This window comes from Phenylobacterium sp. RIFCSPHIGHO2_01_FULL_69_31 (genome assembly GCF_001824475.1).
Taxonomy (GTDB): domain Bacteria; phylum Pseudomonadota; class Alphaproteobacteria; order Caulobacterales; family Caulobacteraceae; genus Phenylobacterium.
The window spans coordinates 78,952-100,775 of the sequence record NZ_MHXN01000007.1; the positions used below are offsets into that span (position 1 = coordinate 78,952).

Below are 21,824 nucleotides of genomic sequence, written 5' to 3' on the forward strand. Positions count from 1 at the left end.
TGCATGCGACCTCCGGATTGGGGGGCGGGAGCGCGGTGGAGATGACGTCGGGATATGGTCGAGGCATCATCGGGCCATGACCACCTATCGCATCGGCGTCATCGGCCTTGGCCAGCGCATCGCCCACGTGCTGGCCGCCATGCAGGAGGTGGGCTGGAACCTGGATCTCGCCGGCTACGTGGACCCTGCGCCGGTGGGCCAGCCGATCCTTGAGGCGGCGGACATCCCGATGGGACGATCATTTCCCACGCCAGCCGAGCTGATGAAGGGCGGCCCCTTCGACCTGCTGATGCTGGGCGCGCCCAACCACCTGCATTTCGAGCATCTCGCCTTCGCGCTGGACCAGAGCGCGCCGATCTTCGCCGAGAAGCCGATCGTGCGCACCGAGGCCGAGACCGAGGCCCTGGCGGGGCGGCTGGCGACGGGGGCGCCGCCTGTCTATGTCGGCCTGGTCATGCGTTCGCTGCCGATCGTGCGGGAGATCCTGGCCCGGATCGACGGCGGGGACCTGGGCGAGCTTGTCTCCATCGACGCCACCGAGCACCTGCCGCCGGAGCACGGTGGCTACCTGGCCCGCAACTGGCGGCGCCGCCAGGAATGGGGCGGCTCCTACCTGCTCGACAAGGTGGTCCACGACTTCGACGTGTTCGGCCGGATGGTTGGGGCGAGGCCTGCGCGGGTGGCCAGCTTCGGCGGGCGGCGGATCTTCACCGCCCAGCGGGTCGACCCGCCGCGCGCCTGGGAGGACGGCTCCGCCGCCTATGCGCTGCGCGACGCCGGTTGGGCGGGCGCGAACGACGCCTTCCAGTCCGACATGGACGTCACCGACCACCAAGTGGCCATCGTCGAGTATGCCAACGACGTGCGCCTGAGCTTCCACGCCAACAGCCATACGGCCCTGACCGAGCGGCGGTGGTACGTGGCGGGGACGGAGGGGACGCTGATCGCCGACCTGGTGCGCAACAAGCTGATGGTCCGCCGGGCCCTGTTTCGCGGCCGGCCGGAGAAGATCGAATACGGCGGCGTCACCGCCGACGCGCACAACGGCGCAGACCAGGCCATGGCCCTGGACCTCCTGGCCGCGCTGGAGGGGCAGGCGCCGTTCCCGGTCTCCCCGTACGAGTCGATGGAGGCGGGCCTGACGGTGATGGCCATCGACCGGGCGATGGAAGAGCGCCAGGTGGTGGACTGCGGCCCGATGTGGGCGCGCTACGATATGGCCCGCTCAGGGGTTGGCGAGCAGCGACTCGCCGACGAGGTCCTGTAGGACAGGCGCCTTGGGATAGGGCGTGTGGCGGTACTGGCGGAAGCCCTCGGCCAGGTCCACACCGAAGTCGGCGCCCACGCGGCGGCTCCAGGCCTCCATGTCGGCGCCCAGGTCGGAAATGCCGTGCTGCTTCAGAACCCAGGCCGCCTGGCTGCGATGCTCGGCCAGCATGGCGCGCTTCGTGGCGAAGACGGCGCCGATGTCGACCGCGAAGTCGCGCTTCAGCCGGACGCCGTCGCGGTCCCGGCCGCCGATGGCGTCGGTAAAGTATAGGGCCGGTATCGTCGCCAGGGCCGGCGATGGGCCGGTGCGGTAGTTGGCCACCGGCGCGGCGAAACAGGCGTCGCGCACCAGAAGCCCAATGGCTTCGTGGTCGGGGTGATAGTCGGAGGGCGAGGCGGTGATCACCACGTCGGGCGCGGCCTGGCGGACCATTTCGGTGACGGCGCGCCGGGAGGGGTCGTCGTTGAACACGCCGAGATCGGGAAAGCCCAGGCAGCGGAACTGGGCCCCGATGTGCGCGGCCGAGGCGGCGGCTTCCGCCTGGCGAACCCGCGCCGTTTCGGCGGGATCGAACTCGGCCGAGCCGCCCTCGCCCGCCGTGGCGGTGACGATGCGGATCGCGTGGCCACGACCGGCCAGCAGCGCCAGCGTGCCGCCCACCAGGATCTCGACGTCGTCCGGATGGGCGTGGACGGCGAGGACCCGGGCCATCAGCGGTCGAACTTGGTGGAGAGGACGAGCGAGGTGTTGGTGCGCTCGACGCCCTTCACGGCTCCGATCTCGTCGATGATCGCGTCCATCTCGGCCACGCCGGCCGCCTCGACGGTGGCGATCAGGTCGAAGGGGCCGCTCACCGACTGCAGGCGCCGCACGCCCGGCATCCGCTTCAGCGCCGCGGTCACCGCCGCCGCCTGCTTGGGCTCCACCGTCAGCATGATGAAGGCGTGGACCCGGCCCGCTTCATAGCCGCCGGCGAGCCTCACCGCGTAGCCGGCGATGATCCCCGAGCGCTCCAGCTTGGCCAGGCGGCTCTGTACGGTGGTGCGCGAGAGGCCCAGGGCGCGGGCCAGTTCCGCCACCGGCGCGCGAGCGTTGTCGCGCAGGCGGGCCAGCAGGTGTTCGTCCAGGTCGTCCATCGGCGTTCCGTACAATCTAGTCGGCGATCCGCCCAATCTAAGCCCGCATATCGCCGGGGCGCCAATTGAATGTGGCCGCGCCAAGCGAGATTCTGCTTCGGCTCAAAGGGAGGCAAATCGTATGCGCAAGGTGGCAGTCGTCGGAGCCGGCAAGATCGGTTCGACTGTGGTGGATCTGCTGGTGGGGTCGGGCGCCTACGAGGCCGTCCTGATCGACCAGTCCGCCGAGGCCCTGGCCGAGTTCGCCGGCCGCACCAACGTGACCACCGCCGCCATGGCCATCGACGAGTCCGGCGCCCTGACCGACAAGCTCACCGGCTGTTTCGCCGTGGTGAACTGCGCGCCCTATCACCTGACCACCGCCGTCGCCCGGGCCGCCAAGGCCGCCGGCGCGCACTATCTGGACCTGACCGAGGACGTGGCCGCCAGCCGGATCGTCCGCGAACTGGCCAAGGATTCCAAGACCGCCTTCATCCCGCAGTGCGGCCTGGCGCCCGGCTTCATCACCATCGCCGCCTGGGACCTGATCAAGCACTTCGACCAGCTGCACGACGTGCGCCTGCGCGTCGGCGCCCTGCCCCGCTATCCCTCCAACGCCCTGAACTACAACCTGACCTGGTCCACGGACGGGGTGATCAACGAGTACTGCGAGCCGTGCGAAGCCATCGTGAACGGCAAGCTGCGCGAGACGCCGGCGCTGGAGGAGTGCGAGGAGTTCGCCCTGGACGGCGTGACTTACGAGGCCTTCAACACCTCGGGCGGCCTGGGCACCCTTTGCCACACGCTGGACGGCCAGGTGCGGAACCTGAACTACAAGACCATCCGCTATCCGGGCCACGCGGCGATCATGAAGGCGCTGCTGAACGACCTGAACCTGCGCAACCGCCGGGACGTCTTCAAGGACATCCTGGAAAACTCGGTGCCGGCCACCATGCAGGACGTGGTCATCGTCTTCGTCACCGTCTCGGGGATGAAGAAGGGGCACCTGATGCAGGAAACCTACGTCAACAAGGTCTACGCCCAGGAGATCGGCGGCGAGGTTAAGAGCGCCATCCAGATCACCACCGCCGGCGCGATCTGCGCGGTGCTGGACATGCTGACGGACGGGTCGATCCCCTCGAGCGGCTTCATCCGCCAGGAAGACATCCCGCTGCACGCCTTCCTCGCCAACCGCTTCGGGCGCTATTACGCCCCGGACGTCCTCCCCCTCCGCGCCGCCGCCGAGTAGCCCCATGACCGTGCAAGCCAAGATCACCTCCGCCTCGGCGGAAGCCGCCGCCGTCCTCGCGCGGCTGGGCGTGGCCGAAGCCCTCTGGACGGGCGGCAACCGCCCCGTCCGCTCGCCCGTCACCGGCGAGGTGATGGCCCAGGTCCACGACGCCTCGAAGGCCGAGGTGGACGCCGCCATCGAGGCTGCCCACGCCGCCTTCCTGGCCTGGCGCAACGTGCCCGCCCCCCGCCGCGGGGAGCTGGTGCGCCTGCTGGGCGAAGAGCTGCGCGCGGCCAAGGCCGACCTCGGCGCCCTCGTCACCCTGGAAGCCGGCAAGGTGACTTCGGAATCCCTGGGCGAAGTCCAGGAGATGATCGACATCTGCGACTATGCCGTGGGCCTGTCGCGCCAGCTGTTCGGCCTGACCATCGCCACCGAGCGTCCGGATCACCGGATGATGGAGACGTGGCACCCGCTGGGCGTCGTGGGCGTCATCTCGGCCTTCAACTTCCCCGTGGCCGTCTGGTCGTGGAATTCGGCCCTGGCCTTCGTCTGCGGCGATTCCTGCGTCTGGAAGCCCTCGGAGAAGACCCCGCTGACGGCCCTGGCGGTCCAGGCGCTGTTCGACCGCGCCTGCGCCAAGTTCGGCGAGGTCCCCGCCGGCCTGTCGTCGGTGGTGATCGGCGGCCGAGAGGTGGGCGAGGCCCTGGTCGACCATCCCAAGGTCCCGCTGGTCAGCGCCACCGGCTCCACGGCCATGGGCCGCGCCGTCGGCCCGCGGCTGGCGCAACGGTTTGCCCGCGCGCTCCTGGAACTGGGCGGCAACAATGCGGCGATCATCGCGCCGACCGCCGACCTGGACCTGGCGCTGCGGGGCGTGGCCTTCGCGGCCATGGGCACCGCCGGCCAGCGCTGCACCACCCTGCGCCGGCTGTTCGTCCACGAAAGCCAGTACGACGCGTTCCTGCCCCGCCTGAAGGCAGCCTATGGCTCGGTGAAGGTCGGCGATCCCCGTGAGACGGGCACGCTGGTCGGCCCGCTGATCGACGCCCAGGGCTTCGAGCTGATGCAGAAGGCCCTGGCCGACGCCAAGGCGGCGGGCGGCAAGGTCACCGGCGGCGAGCGCGTGGAGATGGGCGAGGCGTTCTATGCCCGGCCCGCCTTGGTCGAGATGGACAGTCAGGCCGAGGTGGTGAAGCGGGAGACCTTCGCCCCGATCCTCTATGTCATGAAGTACCGCGACCTGGACGAGGCCATCGCGCTGCAGAACGACGTGCCGCAGGGCCTGTCGTCCTCGATCTTCACCAACGACATGCGCGAGGCCGAGCTGTTCATCTCGGCCCGCGGCTCGGACTGCGGCATCGCCAACGTCAACATCGGCCCCTCGGGCGCCGAGATCGGCGGCGCGTTCGGCGGCGAAAAGGAGACGGGCGGCGGCCGCGAGGCGGGCTCCGACTCCTGGAAGGCCTACATGCGCCGCGCCACCAACACCCTGAACTACGGCAAGACCCTGCCCCTGGCTCAAGGCGTCAAGTTCGACGTTTAGGCGTTTCCAGCTCCTCCCCCGCGCAGCGGGGGAGGTGGATCGGCGCCATAGGCGGCGAGACGGAGGGGGCGTAAGACCGCCGGCTCCGAGCTTGCGGCCTAACGCCCCTTCCGTCAGCTTCGCTGCCACCTCCCCCCGTCCTCTCCAGGACGCGGGAGGAGCGGGAAGAGCGACGCGTCAAACGGGCGTTTGCCTGACCGACGCGGCCTTGGCACAATCGGGCTTTCAGAACTTCATTTCGAAAGACCCTGTTTTGACCATTTCCCCTCCGGCGGCGGCGGCCAACGCCGCCGACCCGCTGGCCTCCGTCGACGCCCTGATCGAGGGCCTGGGCTCGGTCGGCTACATCGCCTCGCGCCGCATCGCGACCGCCCTCTTCATGGCCGTGAAGCTGGAGAAGCCGATCCTGGTGGAGGGCTCGGCCGGGGTCGGCAAGACCGAGCTGGCCCTGTCCACCGCCACGCTCCTCGGCCTGCCGCTGATCCGGATGCAGTGCTACGAGGGCCTGGACGAGTCCAAGGCGCTGTACGAGTGGAAGTACGGCAAGCAGCTGCTCTACACCCAGATCCTCAAGGACCGGATGGGCGAGACCCTGGCCGACGCGCCCGACATGGACGCGGCCATGGAGCGCCTGCACGGCATGGGCGACCTGTTCTTCTCCGAGCCGTTCCTAGAGCCGCGGCCGCTGATGAAGGCGCTGCGCGAGGACGATGGCTGCGTCCTCCTGATCGACGAGGTGGACAAGTCGGACGAGGCGTTCGAGGCGTTCCTGCTGGAGGTGCTGTCGGCCTATCAGGTCTCAGTGCCTGAACTGGGCGTCCTGAAGGCCAAGACGCCGCCGCTAGTGTTCCTGACCTCGAACAACGTCCGCGACCTGGGCGACGCCCTGAAGCGCCGCTGCCTGCACCTGCACATCCCCTTGCCCGAGGCGGCGCTGGAGGAGCGGATCGTGGCCAGCCGCGTGCCCGGCATCGAGGCGAAGCTGACCCGCGAGCTGGTGGCCTTCGTCCAGACCCTGCGCAGCCTGGATCTGCGCAAGTCGCCGTCGATCTCGGAGACCGTGGACTGGGCCCGCGCCCTGGTGCTGCTGCACGCCGGCAGCCTGGCGCCGGAGGTGGTCCGCGACACCCTGAACGTGATCCTGAAGTTCGAGCAGGACATCGCGGCGGTCGAGCCCCAGGTGGTCGAGCTGCTGCACCGCAAGTGATGCAGCACACCCTCGAACAGTTCTTCCGCGCCCTGCGCGCCGCCGACGTCCGGGTCTCGCCGGCCGAGGCGATCGACGCCAGCCGGGCGGTGGCGGTCACCGGCTACGGCGACCGGACCCTGTTCCGCGACGCCCTGTGCTCGACTCTGGCCAAGTCTGCCGAGGAGGTGGGCCGGTTCGAGGCGGTGTTCGACACCTTCTTCGCCCGCGACGCCGCGCCCCCGCCGCCGCCCGAGGGCTCGGAGCGGGACGAGCCGTCCGAAGAGGACATGGCGGCCACCGAAAGCTCGCCGCTTGCCCAGGCGGTGCTGCAAGGCGACAGCGCCCAGGTCCAGCAGTCCATGGAGGAAGCGGCCGCCCGCGCCGGCGTCGCCGACATCCGCCTGACCACCCAGCGCTCGCGCCTGACGCGGCGGCTGCTGGAGGAGATGGGGCTGGAGGAGATCGAGCGGATCATCGCCAATGCCCGCCGCATGCCCAACGGCGAGGGCGAGGGGCTGGCCGACCGGCTGGATCAGGCGCGGCGCGAGCTGTTCGCCCAGGCCCAGCAGTATGTGGCGCGGCAGCATGATCTCTACGCCGCAGGCTCGGCCCGGGAGCTGCGCGAGGAGCGGCTGGCGCGGAAGCAGCTGAACGCCGACGGCGGGGTCGATCCCGTGGACTACCAGCTCATGCAGGCGCTGGTGAAGAAGATGGCCAAGCGGCTGGCCACCAAGTACGCGCGCCGCCGCCGCGCCGCTCAGAAGGGCCACCTGGACGTCCGCAAGACCCTGCGCCGGTCGATGGCCTATGGCGGCGTGCCGTTCCGGATCGAGTGGAAGGTCAAGAAGGTCGACAAGCCGTCGATCGTGGCGATCTGCGACGTCAGCAAGTCGGTGGCCGCGGCCGCCCAGTTCCTGCTGACCTTCCTCTATTCGCTGAACGAGGTGGTCGACCGGATGGACGCCTTCGCCTTCTCCGGGCGGATGATCAGCGTGAACGACATCCTGGACGAGAACGGGGTCGAGGGCGCGATCCTGAAGGTGCTGCAGGAGATCGGCTTCCAGCAGACCGACTATGGCCGCTCGCTACAGGACTTCGCCGACCAGCACCTCGACAGCCTGGACCGCCGCACCACGGTGATCTTCCTGGGCGACGGCCGGTCGAACTTCGCCGACCCGCGCCTCGATATCATGAAGCAGATCCACGACCGGAGCCGCGCGGTGATCTGGCTGAACCCAGAGCCCGAGAGCTATTGGGGCCAGGGCGACAGCGTGATGAACCGCTACGCCCGCTTCTGCCACGTGGCCAAGCAGTGCGGCACCATCGAGCAGCTGGAGCGGATCATCGAGGACGTGCTCAGGAGCTACGTCCCGCACTGACGTCCCCGGCGCGCTTCACCTTCAGCGCTGCCGTGATGTGTTCGTGCCGCGCCCGCGTGATGGCGTAGGGGGCGAACACCAGGGCGCCGAGGCCGACCAGCACGGCCGGAACCCAGCCCCAGGCCAGGACCAGGTGGGACAGAACATCCTCCGGACCACGGCGTTCACCTGCCGGCCGACATCGCGGGGGAAGCGCAGCAGGTCCAGGGCGAAGCCGCCGATCAGGAGGCCCATGCCGTTGGAGGCCTTGCCCGCAAAACCGAGCCCGGAGAAGAACAGCCCCTCCCGGCGGGAGCCATGCAGGTGCTCGTGCTCTTCGGCCGCGTCGGCCATCATCGACGGGAACACGATGAAGACGAGGCCCGAGGCCAGGCCGAAGATCAGGGCGCTGGCGCAGAGCCACGGCAAGGCGTCCGCGCCGACGGGGGCGAAGAGGCCCAGGCCGCGCGCCCCCGGCAGGACGATCCAGCCGATGGCGACCAGGGCGAAGCCGATGGCGGCCACCGTCTTCTTCTCCATCCTGCGCAGCAGCGCGGGCGTCAGCGGCACGCCCGCCAGAATGCCGGCCAGGTAGACGTAGGTGATCACCTGGATCGTCTCAGGCCGGAGCTTCCAGACGAAGACGTAGGTGTGGTTGTTCAGGGCCTGGTGCACGCCCACGGCGCTGGCGAACAGCAGCATCGAGAGGAACAGGATCAGGAAGGTGCGGTTGCGCAGGATCTCCGTCACCTCGCCGACGAAGCGGCTGATCATCGGCTCCGGCGCGGTGCTGGGTTGCGGCAGGGCGGCCGCATAGCGCCAGACGCCGGCGCAGCAGATGAGCCCGCCTGCGAGGACGAGGGCCGCGATCGTCCAGCCGAAGGCGGGATAGCGCGCCGGATCCTGCAGGCCGCCCTCGCCGGCGAAGAACACCGAATAGGCCAGGGCGGTGATCAGGACGCTGATCAGAATGCCGGAGAGCAGGCGGTAGGCCACGATGCGCGAGCGCTCGACGTAGTCGTCCGACATCTCTCCGCCCAGGGCGAAGTAGGGAATGTTGTACATCGAGGCGAAGGCGCGGACGCTGCCCTTGGTCAGGGTGAGCCAGACGAACAGCAGGAAGGGCGTCATTCCCGACGGCGGGGCGAACAGCAGGCCCATGGTGACCATGGTCAGCGGCGCGGCGAGCAGCATCATCGGCAGGCGGCGGCCGAAGCGGGACCTGACGCTGTCCGACCAGGAGCCGATCAGCGGGTCGAGGGCCGCGTCCACGGTCATGCTGATGGCGAGCGCAGCGCCCACCATGCTGCCCGAGAGGCCGAGAACCGCCGTGTAGTAGAAGAAGATGAAGGCGTTGATCGCCAGGTAGCCGGACTCGATGAACTGCCCGATGCTGTAGAAGAACTTCACCGCGCCCGAGGGCTTCAACGCGCCCTCATGCGACGCCGCCTGGGTCCCGGCGGCCTCACCGCCCATGCCTTGTACGCCGTCCACGACCGCCACCTGGTTTCCTCCCGTGCGGTTCTTGTTGTGGAAACGGTAGCCCCCTGCCGACCCGTGGCAACCATGACCCCACGTCACGCGCGCCCTATTCCGCCGCCTCCAGGGCCGCGGCGACCTCGGCGTGGCGACGGCGGGTGATCGTATAGGCCCCCAGGATCGCGATGGCGCCGACGACCACGATCGCGCCGAAGGGGCCCCAGGCGAACAGGATCCGGTGCTGGAGCGGCTCCGAGAGCGTCAGCCCTATGTCGCGGCCGGCGTCCTTGGGAAACCGGATCAGGTCCAGCAGGAAGCCCGAGACCAGAACGCCGAGGCCGGTGGCCGCCTTGAACGCAAAGCCCAGGCCCGCGAAATAGAGCCCCTCGCGGCGGCGGCCGAACAGATGCCGATGTTCGTCGGCTGCGTCGGCCATCATCGAGGGGAAGGCGATGGCGCAGAACCCCGCGCCGAGCCCCGCGACCGCGACCAGGGCCGACAGGAGCGGCGTCGCGGCCGCGCCCTCCAGCGTCACCAGCCCCGCGATCCGCGGCAGGCCGAGCAGAAGCCAGGCGCCCCCGACCAGGCCCATGCCAATCATCGCCACCGTCTTCTTCTCGATCACGCGCGACACCAGCGGAGTCAGCGGCACGCCCAGGAAGAGGCCCCCGAGGAAGAAGAAGGTGGCGGTCTGGATCATCTGCGGCTGCAGCTTCCAGACGAAGACGTAGGCATGGCTGTTGAAGGCCGAATTCACGCCGACCGCCGTGTAGCAGACGCCCGCGGCGAAGAAGAGGATGCGGAACGAAGGGTTGCGGAAGATCTCCGCCACCTCGCCAGGCAGGCGTCGCAGCAGGTGGCGGTCCACTGTGGGAACGCCGGGAAGCGAAGCGGCGTAACGCGCCGAGCCGATCGTGGAGATCAGGGTCGAGACGGCGATGATCGCCGCGATCGTCCAGCCGAAGCCGGGATAGCCCTCGGGCTTCTGCAATCCGCCCTCGCCCTTGAAGAACACCGAATAGGCCAGGCCCGTGGCGGCGCCGGTGGCGAGGATGCCGAAGACCGTGCGCCAGGCCACGACGCTGGACCGCTCGTGATAGTCGGCGGACATCTCGGCGCCGAGGGCGACGTAGGGCACGTGGAACATCGAGACGCCGGCCCGCACCACGATCGCCCAGCCGGCCAGCCAGGCGAAGAGCGCAAGGTCGGGCAGGCCTGCCGGCGGGGCGAACAGCATGCCGACGCTCAAGGCCATCAGCGGCCCGCCGAACGCCATCAGCGGAATGCGGCGGCCGAAGCGCGAGCGGATGTTGTCGGACCAGGAGCCGAAGAACGGATCGACCGCGGCGTCCGCGCAGAGGCCCAGGAACAGGGCCGCGCCGACCAGGCTGCCCGACAGCCCCAGCACCGCCGTGTAGTAGAAGAAGACGAACGCCACGGCGGCGATGAACGACGACTCGCCCATGTTCCCCAGGCCGTAGAGGAACTTGACCGGCAGGCTCGGCCGAGGAGGCGCGGCCGTGGGCCGAGCTTCGATCCCCTCCGCCAAATCATCCTCCCGCACGCCGTGGGCGCTGGACCGTATTCCCTGCGCGGCCGCAGGCAAGCCTCAGGCGTGCGTCGGCTCAGGCCTTCAGCATGTCCGGCGTGATCGGCAGGCTGCGGATGCGCTTGCCGGTGGCGGCGAAGATGGCGTTGGTCAGGGCCGGGATCGCCGGCGGCAGGGCCGGCTCGCCCAGTCCGGTGGGCGGGAAGTCGGTCTTCAGGAACTTCACCTCCACCGCGGGCGCCTCGGAGATGCGCATCAGGCGGTAGTCGGTAAAGTTCGACTGCTCGACCCGGCCGGCCTCAATGGTGATGGCCTGGTGGAGCGCCTCGGAGAGGCCGTCCAGCACCGAGCCCTGCACCTGGTTGAGCGCGCCGTGCGGGTTGATGATCTGGCTGCCGACATCGGCGGCCACCCAGACCTTCTTGACCTTCACCGCACCCTCGGGCGAGCAGGCCACATGCGCCACCTCGGCGAAGTAGCCCAGGTGGCTGTAGTAGCAGGCCACGCCCATGCCCTCGCCCATGGGCAGCTTGGTCTTGCCCCAGCCGGACATCTCGCCCACCGCCTGCAGCACGCCGCGCATGCGGGCCGCGCCATAGGCGGCCGGCGGTTCGCCGACCGTGGGCTTGTCGCCCAGGAGCTTGATCTGGAACGCCAGGGGATCCGCCCCCGCCGCGTGCGCCAGCTCGTCGATGAACGACTGCATGACGAAGGCCAGGGCGTTGGAGCCCGGCGCCCGGAGCGGCCCGGTGGGCACGCCCAGGGGCATGGTGGAAACTTCCAGCCGGCAGTTGGGCACGAACCGCGCGGGATATTCGGCCGCCGACATGCCGGCGCTGGGCGCCATGGTCGTGCCTTCGCCGAAGGTGACGAAGTGGTCGTGCCAGGCGGTGACGTTGCCCGCCGCATCCACGCCGCCGCGGAAGAAGTGGAAGCCCGCCGGCCGGTAGTGGTCGTGGGCCATGTCGTCTTCGCGCGTCCACAGCAGCTTGACCGGCGCGCCGGTCTCGCGCGCGATCCAGGCGGCCTCGACCATGTAGTCGTTGGCCAGCCGGCGGCCGAAGCCGCCGCCGCCGCGGATCATGTGCACGGTGATGTCGTCGGGATTGATGCCCAGGGTCTTGGCCGTGAGCTGGCGGCCGGGCTCGGGGTTCTGGGTCGGGGCCCAGATCTCCAGCTTCCCGTCCTTGAACTCCGCGGTGCAGTTCTGCGGCTCGAGGTTGGCATGGCTCAGGAACGGGTAGGCGTAGGCCGCCTCCACCGTCTTGGCCGAGGCCTTCAGCGCCGCGTCGACATCGCCGTCGTTGCGGGCGGTGCGCTGGGCCTTGCCCGCCGCGATGGCCTTGGCCTGCTCGGCGAACAGCTTGCTCGACTGCTTCGAGGTGGGGTGGTCGTTCCACTTGATGTTCAGCTTGTCGCGGCCCTTGCGCGCCGCCCACCAGCTGTCGGCAACCACGGCCACGCCGGGCATCAGCCCCTGGCCGATGTTGCCGGGCCCGGGGCTCATGGCCTTGGGATCGCCCTCGACCACGAAGGCCTTGCGCACGCCCTTGACGCTCTTGGCCGCCTCGAGATCGGCGCTCGCGACCGTGGCGGCGAAGACCGGCGCCTTCTCGTAGGTGGCGTACAGCATCCCCGGACGGCGCACGTCGATGCCGAACAGCGGCTCGCCGGTCACGATCTTGGCGACGTCGTACTGGGCCTTGGGCTTGCCGATGATGTTGTAGGTCTTGGGATCCTTCAGCGTCAGGGACTTGGGATCCGGCGGCGTGACGTTGGCGCAGGCCATGGCCAGCGAGCCGTAGGTGCGCTTCTTTCCCGAGGGCTTGTGGACCACGTTGCCCGGAACGGTGGCGCAGTCGCCCGGCCCGCAGTTCCAGGCGGTGGCGGCGGCCTGGATCAGCATGGCGCGCGCCACCGCGCCCACGCGGCGCAGCTCTTCCCAGTGCAGCGGCGTGGCCATGCTGCCGCCCGCGAACTGGCGGCCGTAGGCCTTCGGATCGCTGTCGGCCTGCTCGATCACGACGTCTTCCCACGCCACGTCGAGCTCCTCTGCGATCAGCATGGGCAGCATCGTCTTCACGCCCTGGCCCACCTCGGGGTTCTTGGCGGTGATCGTCACCTTCCCGTTCGGCGCCACCCGCACATAGGCGTTCAGCGGCTTGACGGTGTCGTCCTGGGCCTCGGCCTTGGAAGCGATGGAGAAGGCGAGGGTCAGGCCCCCGGCGCCGACCGACGTCAGGATCTCGCGGCGGTTGGCCTTCAGGTCATGATAGGTCATGGCTCAGACCTCCTTCTGGCCGGAGGCGCGCTTGATGGCGGCGCGGATGCGGACGTAGGTGGCGCAGCGGCAGATGTTGCCGTTCATCGCCTCGTCGATCTGGGCGTCGGTGGGCTTGGGCGTCTTTGCCAGCAGGGCCGTGGCGCTCATGATCTGGCCCGCCTGGCAGTAGCCGCACTGGGCGACGTCCAGTTCCATCCAGGCCGCCTGCACCTTCTTGCCGACGGGATGGGCGGCCATGCCCTCGATGGTGCTGATCTTGGCCGCACCCACGCTCTCGACGGGGATCTGGCAGGCGCGCATCGGCTGGCCGTCGATATGGACGGTGCAGGCCCCGCACGCGGCGACCCCGCAGCCATACTTGGTGCCTACGAAGCCCAGGGTGTCACGCAGCACCCAGAGAAGTGGCGTGTCGCCATCGACGTCGGCGCTGACCGCCTTGCCGTTCACTGTGAGGGAATAGGCCATGCCTGCATCTCCGCCCTTGTCCGGATGATGCTACCCCGTGCGTCCCCCTTCGGGAAAGCGCCGGTGCATGACGGAGCTGTAATGTTCGGCGCCGCCTAATCCCGCTCGACCGGGAAGCAGATGTCGGCCTCGAAGCCCTGGGGCTCGAAGCGGGCCACGACGTGGCCGCCATTGTTGCGCAGGGAAATGTCGAGGAGGCGGGTGCCAAAGCCGCGACGCGACGGGGGGTTCACCTTCGGCCCGCCGGTTTCGGACCATCGCAGATGTGCGTTCGGGCCGTCGTCCGGGATCTGTTCTAGCTTCACGCGGCCCGCGGGCGCCGACAGCGCGCCGTACTTCACGGCGTTGGTCGAAAGCTCGTGGAGCAGGAGCGCCATGGCGATCACCATGTCGTTCGAGATGCGCAGCTCGCCCAGCCGCGCATCGATGTCGAAGCGCGATGGGTCGAACGGCGTCAGGGCCCGGCCCAGCAGGTCGCCCAGGCGCAAGGAGCCTTCGGATGTCTGCGTGACCAGGTCCTGGCTGTCGGCCATGGACTGCAGCCGGGCCATCAGGACGGCCTTGAAGTCCTCGACCGTGTCGACGCCCTTCGCCGTCTGGGCGACGAAGGACATCATCACCAGGATGCCGTTCTTGGCCCTGTGGGCCAGTTCCCTCAGCACCAGGCTGCGACGCTCTTCCGCGGACTTGCGGTCGGTGATGTCGAGGTTCGAGCCCACGGCCCGCACGACGCCGGAGGCATCCTTCAGCAGCCGTCCGCGGCTCAGGATCCAGCGCGGCCGGGCCTCGGCCGTCGGCCGGGTTCGGTGCTCCATGCTGAAGAGGGCATCCTGCGGCCCTTCGCTCGCCCGGCGATAGGCGTCGCGGACCAGATCCCTGTCGTCGGGATGCACCAGTTCAGGATAGTCCGCGATCGTCAGGGGCCGGTCCGGCTCGACGCCGAACAGCTCGCGATTGCGGGCGTTCCAGGTCAGCTCGCCGCTGCGAACATCCCACTCCCACAGGCCGAGGCCGGCAGCCTCCACCGCCGCCTCCAGGCGCCGGAGACGTTCGCGCAGGACCTCAGCGGTCTCTTTGTCGCCGCCCTTCGCCAAATCCTCGGCCCCCAACGGCCGCACGCTACAGCCAGCGGCAATCTGGCCCCCTCGGCCGGACGCCACAACAGCCTATGTGAATAGGTCGCAGCTTCAGCGCGGCGTCGGCCGTCAGACCCGCGGCAGCACGACCACCGCGTCGGACAGCTCGTTGGGATTGTCGCCCCGCCGCGGCGGGAAACGTTCGGCCAGAACGTCACCGCAGAGCGCTACGGCCGCTGCGAAACCCTCGGCCGGCCGGCCCTGCTTGAGACCGGCGACCAGCACCGACATGGCCCGGTCCCAGGTGTCCTCCGGAACCTGGGCGTGGATGGCCTCGTCGGCGATCAGTTCGGCCATCCGCTCCGCCGCCGAGACGTAGATGAGCACGCCGGTCCGCTCGCGGGTGGCGTGGAGGTTCTTGGAAAGGAATTGCTCCTCGGCCCGGGCCCGGACCCGATCGCGCTTGAAGCCTCGCGGCGTCAACGCCCGGCGCATCGGCGGAATGGCCACGATGAAGAGGGTCGCCACGAACAGCAGCCCCTGCATGAGCAGCGTGCCCACCAGGGCGGCGCGGGCGGTCGCCTCGCCGACGTCTTCGACCTGGTCCGCGGTCCAGCCGCCGAACAGGGACATGTCCGGCGCCGTCACCTCGATGCCGAGCAGCAGCAGGATCGCAGGGGCCAGAAGGGCGACGCCCGCCGCCCAGGCCAGCGGGGTGGCGTGATAGTCCGCGCTCTCCTCGGCCACCACGCAGTAGATCTCCCCCGTGGTCCGCGCCTCGGCGGCGCGCACGGCGGCCTCGACCGCGGCCAGATCTTCGGGCGTCAGGTTCAGCTTCGCCATCACCAGCTCCCGGAGGCGCCGCCGCCCCCGCCCGATCCGCCGCCGCCGGAGAACCCGCCGCCACCCCCGCCGCTCGACCACCCTCCGCCGCCGCTCCAGCCGCCGCGCCGGCTGGAGCCCGGACCCGAGAGGATGAAGGGCAACAGCCACCAGAGCCCGCTGCCGCCCCGTCGGCGACGCCCGCCGAACGCGCGAAGGATGCCGCTGAGCACCCAGAAAACGACGACGATGATGACGATCAGCGGCACGCCGACGCCGCTGTCGCCGCGCTCGTCCGCGGCGATGGTGACTTTCGGCGCGGACTCCGCCTCGGCCACGGCTGCCTTCTGCTGATCGGGCGGCAGGCCGATCTGGCGAACGATGGCTTCGGTCCCGTCGACGACGCCCTTCTCCATCTCGCCCGCCTTGAAGGCCGGCAGGATGGCGCGCTGGATGATCAGACTGGAGAGCGCGTCGGTCAGGACCGGCTCTAGCCCATAGCCCACCTCGATCCGCACCTTCCGCTGGTTGGGCGCCACGATGAGGATTGCGCCGTCGTCCTGTTCCTTGCGGCCGATGCCCCAGGTTCGGAGCAGCTGGTAGCCGTAATCCTCAATCTCGTAGCCCTGCAGGTCCGGCAGCGTCGCCACGACGAGTTGGTGGCCGGTCTGCTGCTCCAGCGTTGCCAGCTCCTGCGTCAGCCGCGCCTCCGCGGCCGGCGACAGGATCTCGGCGTTGTCCACGACCCGCCCGGTGAGCGGCGGGAAGTTCGGCGCCGCGAGGGCGACGGTCGGCAGGACCAGCGCGAGCGCCAGTCCGACCCGGAGGCGTCGGAGCAGGCCCAAGCTACTTCGGCGGCGGCGAGCCGGGCGCGGCGCCCGCAGGCGGAGCGGCAGGCGGCGCGGCGGGCGCGAAGTCCACGGTGGGCGCCGACTGGGCCGTGGCGGTGGCCTGGAACAGCTGCATCGGCTGGGTCGACGAGTACATGGTCTTGGCCCAGATGATCTGGGGGAACGTGCGCAGCGTGGTGTTGAAGTCGCGGACGGCCTCGTTGTAGTCGCGCCGCGAGATGGCGATCCGGTTCTCGGTGCCTTCGAGCTGGCTCTGCAGCGCCATGAAGTTCTCGTTCGATTTCAGGTCCGGGTACTGTTCCTGGAGCACGCGCATGGGGGCCAGGGCCAGGGACAGGTTGTTCTGGGCGGCCGCATAGCGCTGGAAGGCGGCGGGGTCGGTGGTGATGCCCGCGTCCGAGCGGACCTGGGTGGCGCTGGCGCGCGCCTGGGTCACGGCCACCAGCACGTTGCTTTCCTGGGCTGCGTAGCCTTTCACGGTAGCCACCAGGTTGGGGATCAGGTCGGCGCGGCGCTGGTACTGGTTCTGCACCTCGGCCCACTGAGCCTTCGCCTTCTCCTCCTTGGTGGGGATCGCATTGACCCCGCACGCGGCCAGCGCCAGCGGCGCGATCAGCACGAGCGCGAGGCTCCGGAAACGGCGGATCAGGCTGTTCATCGAGGTTCCCTTCGAAGCCCGCAGAAGGCTGACGTTATGTGGCCTGGACATTGATCCTGCGCAACGGCGACGGCACAAGGGCCCATGGCCAAGGCCAAGCCCTATTACGCCCCCGGCAGTCTCAGCGCCGTGTTCTACGACCGGATCACCGGCGCGGACGCGAAGCTGCTGGGCGATGAGGACATCTATGCGGGTCTCGCGCCCGACGCCGGTGCGCTTCTGGAGCTCGGCGCGGGCACCGGCCGGCTGACCATCGGCCTGGCCGCTCGCGGCTTCCGGGTCTGCGGGGTCGACATCTCGCCGGTCATGCTGTCCCAGGCCGAGGCCAGGGTGACCGGGCTGCCGCCGGACCTGCGCGAGCGCATCGAACTTCGGCGGGGGGACATGACCTCCCTGGACCTGAAGCGCACGTTCGACCTGGTGATCTGTCCGTTCTTCACCCTGGCGCACGTGCCGACCGGCGCGGCCTGGCGCAACACCTTCGCCGTGGCCGCGCGCCACCTGCCGTCCGGTGGGCTGGCGGCCTTCCACCTGCCGAAACTCGAACTGATGCGTGGGCTCGAGCCGCCGGATCCGCGCCGCCCGGTGCTCGACCAGCACCTGGGGGACGGTCGGGCGCTTCTGCTGTTCGTGCTGGAACGCAGCTTCAAGGAGGGGGCGAACCGGCTGGAGCAGGTGCTGGAATATGTGCTGGCCGACGAGACCGGACGGATCGCGCATCGCAGCGCTGAGCGGCTGACCTACTACATGACGGACCCGGTCCCGCTGGCCGCCACCGCGGGTCTCGTCCCGGACCGCCCGCCCATCGACCTAGGCGGCGTCGGCGACATCTTCGTGTTCCGCAAACTCTAGGCGGCGATCTTCGCCGGGTTGACCACCGTCACCGGCCATTGGGGCTTGGCCGGACGCTGGCGGATCTCCTCGCCCTTGAGCCAGATGAAGAGCGCCTCCCAGTGGATGGCGGCGACCACGCCGACGGTCATCCAGGGATGGGTGAGCCATGCCCGCGCCAGGTTGCGGTCGGTGAGCGCCTGGCGCTCGGCCACGAAGCCGGTGGACAGCACCCGGCCCTCGGCGTCGTCCACGTCGACGAGAACCTGGACCTTGTCGCCCGGTGGCCGGACCCGGAAGGCGTAGCTCAGGTCCATGTCCATGAACGGCGAGACGTAGAAGCCCTTCTCGCAGGACTGTTTCACGACCGGCGCGTCCTCGGCCGGGATCAGGTAGCTGTGTCGCTCGCCGAAGGTGTTGTTGACCTCGTACAGCACGGCGCTCAACGCCCCGTCGGGCCGGTGGCAGAAGTAGACCGTCAGGGGATTGAACCCCAGGCCGAGGATCCGCGGCATGGCGAGGAGGTGGATCGGCCCGCCATGGGCGATCCCGGCCGCCGCGAGCTGGGCTTCCACCTGCTGCTTCAGCGGCGTGGCCGAGCCGTCGCCGTGGCGTCGCGGATCGAAGCCGACCAGGTTGAACCTGAGCAGCGAGAACAGCTTCAGGTTCCGGTCCAGCTCGGCCAGCTCGTCCAGGTCCAGCAGCAGCATGAAGATGCGGTAGCGCAGCGCGTGGCGCCGGGGCTTCAGCCGGGTGTGCGAAACGACCCCGGGAAAGAGCCCCGAAACCGCCATCAGGCAGCCTCTTCCGCCAGGACCGGCGCGCGCACGTGGATGCGGCCGTTCTCGTCCGCCACCGTCCAGGGCCGCCGGACGCCGCCCAGCTGCTCGGCCACGGCCAGGCCGGACTGCAGCGCGTCCTCGTGGAAGCCGTGGCCCAGGTAGGAGCCGCAGAACCAGGTCCGCCGCGCGCCTTGGATATCCCACATCTCCCGCTGGGCTGCGATGGCGCCGGCGTCGAACAGCGGGTGATCGTAGATCTCGGTCTTGATCAGCCTGTCCGCGGCGATCTCCTTGTTGGGGTTCAGCGTCACGAAGAGATCGGGGGCGCCCCGCAGGCTCTGCAGGCGGGTCATCCAATAGGTCACGGCACCCTCGCCCGGCGCGGCGCGACGGCCGATATGGTTCCAGCTGCACCAGGCCCGGCGGCGTTTCGGCATGAGCACAGGATCGGTGTGCAATGCGACCATGTTACGGCTGTAGCGGAAGCAGCCCAGTAGGCGCTTCTCGTCCGCGGACGGATCCTCCAGGAGGGCGAGCGCGGTGTCGCCGTGGGTGGCCAGCACCACCTGGTCGAACCGCTCGCGGCCGCCCCCGGCCAGGCGCAGCTCCGCGCCATTGACGTCGCGCCGCACGCCCACGACCCGCACCCCCTTGCGCGCTTCGCCCCGGAACGCCGCGACGAGCTTGGCGACATAGGCCCGGGAGCCGCCTTCGACGGTCCGCCACAGGCCCCGCCCGACGATGCTCATCATGCCGTGGTTCTGGAAGAAGCGGATCAGCGAGGCGGCGGGATAGGCGCCGATCTGGTCCAGCGGCGTCGACCAGATGGCCGCCGCCTGGGGCAGCAGGTGATCGTCGCGGAACGCGTCGCCATAGCCCTTGGCGGCCAGATAGGCGTCCAGCGGCGTCGCCTGGCGCTCCAGCATCTCCAGGTCGCGCGGCGCGGTGCGGAAGAAGCGCTCGATATCCAGAAGCAGGCGCCAGAAGCGCGGCGACAGAAGATTGCGCTTCTGGGCGAATATGCCGCCCAGGCCGAAGCTGGAGTATTCGAACGCGCCGTCGTCCAGCGACACCGACAGGCTCATGTCGGCGTTCAGGCTGGGTACCCCCAGATGGGCCAGCATCGCCGTGAAATTCGGATAATTGCCTTCGTTGTAGACGATGAAGCCGGTGTCCACCGGCACCAGGCAGTGGACGCCGGGAACCTCGGCGGTGTGGGCGTGCCCGCCCAGGCGGTGGTCAGCCTCGAAGAGGGTGACGTTATGCGCCTGCGACAAGAGCCAGGCGGCGGACAGGCCCGCAACGCCACTGCCGACCACGGCGACGTTCAGCCGCTCACCGCCACCCATATCCGCTCCAAGCCTTGTCCGCACAGCGCAGCCGGCGTGTCGCCGCACGCGCGGCCTGCTTAGCAAACGCTACGAGGCGATCACAGCACCGGATGCGTCTGGTCGCGGAACGTGGTCGTATCGCTGCATGATGCTGTTGCAGATCGTAGTGGGCGTGCTTCTCGCCATGACCCTGGTGATGGCCGCGGCCTGGGCGTTCGGCCTGGCCGTGAAGAACGGCGGCTGGACCGATGTGTTCTGGAGCTTCGGAACCGGTCTGGTGCTGGCGGGCGCCGCGGTCGTCGCCACGGGAACCGACAGCAGCCAGGCCCGCCGCCTGGTGATCGCCGGCTTCATGCTGGCGTGGGGCCTGCGCCTGGGCCTTTATTTGGCGCCGCGCGTCGCGGGCCATCCCGAGGACCCGCGCTACGCCGCCTTCCGCAAGTCCGCGAAAAACTACCCGCTCACCATGCTCTGGGTCAGCCTGCCCCAGGCGCCCGCCACCGCGCTGCTGGCGCTGAGCGTCGTGGCTGCGGCCCAGCGACCCGAGCCGTCCCTCGACCTGCGCGACGCCCTGGCCGCGCTAATCTACCTCGCAGCCATCGTCGGCGAGACGGTGGCGGACACCCAGATGAAGCGCTTCCGGGGCGATCCGGCCAACAAGGGCAAGGTGATCGACGCCGGCCTCTGGGCCTGGTCGCGCCACCCGAACTACTTCTTCCAGTGGCTGGGCTGGATGGCCTATCCGATCATGGCCCTGGATCCGGCGCGGCCGGTCAGTCTGCTGACCCTCGTGGCGCCGGCTGTCATGTATGGCCTGCTCCGCTATGTCTCCGGCGTCCCGCCGCTGGAGGAGGCCATGCTGAAGTCGCGCGGTGACGCGTTCCGCGGCTATCAGAAGCGGGTCAGCGTCTTCTTCCCCCTCCCACCCAAAGCCTGAGTCCGCATGAGCCTGATCTCCGCCACCATCGACACGTTCGAGGGCGCGCCGCTGCCCGATATCGTCCGCAAGACCGCCATCCACCTCTTGGTGGCGAATGCGCGCCGCGAGCATTCCAAGGCCGGCGCCGGGACGGAAGCGGCCTTCGCGCGCGACATGGCCGAGCACCCCATCGCCGAGCACACCGATGCGGCGAACGCCCAGCACTACGAGGTGCCGGCCGCGTTCTTCCTGAACTGCCTCGGCCCGCAGCTGAAGTATTCGTCCTGCCTCTACAGGACTTCCGGCGACACGATCGCCGAGGCCGAGGAGCATGCCCTGAAGGAGACCGCAGAGCACGCCGACCTCAAGGACGGGCAGCGCATCCTGGAGCTCGGTTGCGGCTGGGGTTCGCTGTCCCTGTGGATGGCGAAGGCCTACCCGAACGCGAAGATCACCTCCGTATCCAACTCGGCGAGCCAGAAGGCCTTCATCCTGGCCCGCGCCCAGGAGCGCGGCCTGTCGAACCTGGAGGTGATCACCTGCGACATGAATGACTTCGAGGCGCCCGGCGCCTTCGACCGGGTCGTGTCCGTCGAGATGTTCGAGCACATGTCGAACTGGCGCGCCCTGCTCGGGCGGGTGAAGACCTGGCTTAAGCCCGACGGCCGACTGTTCATCCACGTCTTCACGCACAGGACGACGCCCTACCGGTTCGATCTCAACGACGAGGCCGACTGGATCGGAAAGTACTTCTTCTCGGGGGGCGTGATGCCCAGCCACGGGCTGATGGCCCAGTTCCCCGACCTGTTCACCGTGGAGCAGGACTGGCGCTGGAGCGGCAGGCACTACGAGAGGACGGCGCTCGACTGGCTGGGCCTCTACGACCGCAACATCGCCAAGATCCGGCCGGTGCTCGAGGTCACTTACGGCAAGGACGCCACGCTCTGGCATCGCCGTTGGCGGCTGTTCTTCCTCGCCACCGCCGGCCTCTTCGGCCACCGTGGCGGGACCGAGTGGGGCGTAAGCCACTACCGGCTGCGCCCGGCTTGAGGCCTTTGGGGGACACCG

Annotated in this window: 20 protein-coding genes; 8 read left to right on the forward strand and 12 right to left on the reverse strand. The window is 69.4% G+C overall.

What is annotated here, in order from left to right:
* The first annotated feature begins 76 nt into the window (after positions 1-76).
* A complete protein-coding gene (locus A2790_RS04185; protein ID WP_293387928.1) occupies positions 77-1,267 on the forward strand; it encodes a Gfo/Idh/MocA family oxidoreductase in 1,191 nt (396 codons plus the stop codon).
* Here A2790_RS04185 and A2790_RS04190 read toward each other — a convergent pair.
* A complete protein-coding gene (locus tag A2790_RS04190) occupies positions 1,226-1,981 on the reverse strand; it encodes a PIG-L family deacetylase (protein ID WP_293387930.1) in 756 nt (251 codons plus the stop codon). The genes A2790_RS04185 and A2790_RS04190 overlap by 42 nt on opposite strands.
* Complete coding sequence (locus tag A2790_RS04195; RefSeq protein ID WP_293387932.1) at positions 1,981-2,406, reverse strand: Lrp/AsnC family transcriptional regulator; 426 nt, start codon at positions 2,404-2,406, stop codon at positions 1,981-1,983. Before A2790_RS04195 ends, A2790_RS04190 begins: the two co-directional genes overlap by 1 nt.
* A gap of 121 nt (positions 2,407-2,527) precedes the next feature.
* Here A2790_RS04195 and A2790_RS04200 point away from each other — a divergent pair, with 121 nt between their 5' ends.
* The 4 genes from A2790_RS04200 to A2790_RS04215 all read left to right on the forward strand — a co-directional run bounded on the left by A2790_RS04200 (position 2,528) and on the right by A2790_RS04215 (position 7,730).
* Positions 2,528-3,634, forward strand: a complete 1,107-nt coding sequence (locus tag A2790_RS04200) for a saccharopine dehydrogenase C-terminal domain-containing protein (protein ID WP_293387935.1) — start codon at positions 2,528-2,530, stop codon at positions 3,632-3,634.
* 4 nt (positions 3,635-3,638) lie between these two features.
* Positions 3,639-5,162, forward strand: coding sequence for an aldehyde dehydrogenase family protein (locus A2790_RS04205; RefSeq protein WP_293387938.1), 1,524 nt, complete (start codon positions 3,639-3,641; stop codon positions 5,160-5,162).
* A gap of 253 nt (positions 5,163-5,415) precedes the next feature.
* A complete protein-coding gene (locus tag A2790_RS04210; protein ID WP_293387941.1) occupies positions 5,416-6,369 on the forward strand; it encodes a MoxR family ATPase in 954 nt (317 codons plus the stop codon).
* Positions 6,369-7,730 (forward strand): VWA domain-containing protein, encoded by a 1,362-nt coding sequence (locus A2790_RS04215; protein ID WP_293387943.1) that lies wholly within the window; start codon positions 6,369-6,371, stop codon positions 7,728-7,730. Before A2790_RS04210 ends, A2790_RS04215 begins: the two co-directional genes overlap by 1 nt.
* Before the next feature lie 21 nt (positions 7,731-7,751).
* Here the strand turns inward: A2790_RS04215 and A2790_RS04220 are convergent, their stop codons facing one another.
* From A2790_RS04220 to A2790_RS04255, 8 genes are all read right to left on the reverse strand, one after another.
* Complete coding sequence (locus tag A2790_RS04220; RefSeq protein ID WP_293387945.1) at positions 7,752-9,203, reverse strand: MFS transporter; 1,452 nt, start codon at positions 9,201-9,203, stop codon at positions 7,752-7,754.
* A gap of 94 nt (positions 9,204-9,297) precedes the next feature.
* Positions 9,298-10,737, reverse strand: a complete 1,440-nt coding sequence (locus tag A2790_RS04225; protein WP_293387947.1) for an MFS transporter — start codon at positions 10,735-10,737, stop codon at positions 9,298-9,300.
* 76 nt (positions 10,738-10,813) lie between these two features.
* Positions 10,814-13,018 carry a xanthine dehydrogenase family protein molybdopterin-binding subunit gene (locus A2790_RS04230; RefSeq protein ID WP_293387950.1) on the reverse strand — a complete coding sequence of 735 codons (2,205 nt, stop codon included), beginning with the start codon at positions 13,016-13,018 and terminating at the stop codon, positions 10,814-10,816.
* Positions 13,019-13,021: 3 nt separating this feature from the next.
* Complete coding sequence (locus A2790_RS04235) at positions 13,022-13,486, reverse strand: (2Fe-2S)-binding protein (RefSeq protein WP_293387953.1); 465 nt, start codon at positions 13,484-13,486, stop codon at positions 13,022-13,024.
* 95 nt (positions 13,487-13,581) lie between these two features.
* On the reverse strand, positions 13,582-14,580 hold the full coding sequence (locus tag A2790_RS04240) for an HWE histidine kinase domain-containing protein (RefSeq protein WP_293387956.1): 999 nt from the start codon (positions 14,578-14,580) through the stop codon (positions 13,582-13,584).
* Positions 14,581-14,691: 111 nt separating this feature from the next.
* Positions 14,692-15,405, reverse strand: a complete 714-nt coding sequence (locus tag A2790_RS04245; RefSeq protein WP_293387959.1) for a TPM domain-containing protein — start codon at positions 15,403-15,405, stop codon at positions 14,692-14,694.
* Complete coding sequence (locus tag A2790_RS04250; RefSeq protein ID WP_293387962.1) at positions 15,405-16,229, reverse strand: TPM domain-containing protein; 825 nt, start codon at positions 16,227-16,229, stop codon at positions 15,405-15,407. The genes A2790_RS04245 and A2790_RS04250 overlap by 1 nt, the downstream gene beginning before the upstream one ends.
* 1 nt (position 16,230) lies before the next feature.
* Complete coding sequence (locus A2790_RS04255; protein ID WP_293387965.1) at positions 16,231-16,893, reverse strand: LemA family protein; 663 nt, start codon at positions 16,891-16,893, stop codon at positions 16,231-16,233.
* 84 nt (positions 16,894-16,977) lie between these two features.
* Between A2790_RS04255 and A2790_RS04260 the strand changes: the two genes are divergently transcribed.
* Positions 16,978-17,745, forward strand: a complete 768-nt coding sequence (locus A2790_RS04260; protein WP_293387968.1) for a class I SAM-dependent methyltransferase — start codon at positions 16,978-16,980, stop codon at positions 17,743-17,745.
* Here the strand turns inward: A2790_RS04260 and A2790_RS04265 are convergent.
* Together A2790_RS04265 and A2790_RS04270 are read right to left on the reverse strand one after the other, a co-directional pair.
* Complete coding sequence (locus A2790_RS04265; protein ID WP_293387971.1) at positions 17,742-18,518, reverse strand: DUF1365 family protein; 777 nt, start codon at positions 18,516-18,518, stop codon at positions 17,742-17,744. The two genes, A2790_RS04260 and A2790_RS04265, sit on opposite strands and share 4 nt — an antisense overlap.
* Positions 18,518-19,855: an FAD-dependent oxidoreductase gene (locus A2790_RS04270; RefSeq protein ID WP_293387974.1), complete on the reverse strand. Its 1,338-nt coding sequence runs from the start codon at positions 19,853-19,855 to the stop codon at positions 18,518-18,520. The genes A2790_RS04265 and A2790_RS04270 overlap by 1 nt, the downstream gene beginning before the upstream one ends.
* A gap of 127 nt (positions 19,856-19,982) precedes the next feature.
* On the opposite strand from A2790_RS04270, the gene A2790_RS04275 reads away from it, so the two are divergent.
* Both A2790_RS04275 and A2790_RS04280 read left to right on the forward strand, forming a co-directional pair.
* Positions 19,983-20,774, forward strand: a complete 792-nt coding sequence (locus A2790_RS04275) for a DUF1295 domain-containing protein (RefSeq protein WP_293387977.1) — start codon at positions 19,983-19,985, stop codon at positions 20,772-20,774.
* 6 nt (positions 20,775-20,780) lie between these two features.
* The gene (locus tag A2790_RS04280; RefSeq protein ID WP_293387980.1) at positions 20,781-21,806 is read left to right on the forward strand and encodes a cyclopropane-fatty-acyl-phospholipid synthase family protein; all 1,026 of its coding nucleotides are present in this window, start codon (positions 20,781-20,783) and stop codon (positions 21,804-21,806) included.
* The last annotated feature ends 18 nt before the right edge of the window (positions 21,807-21,824 follow it).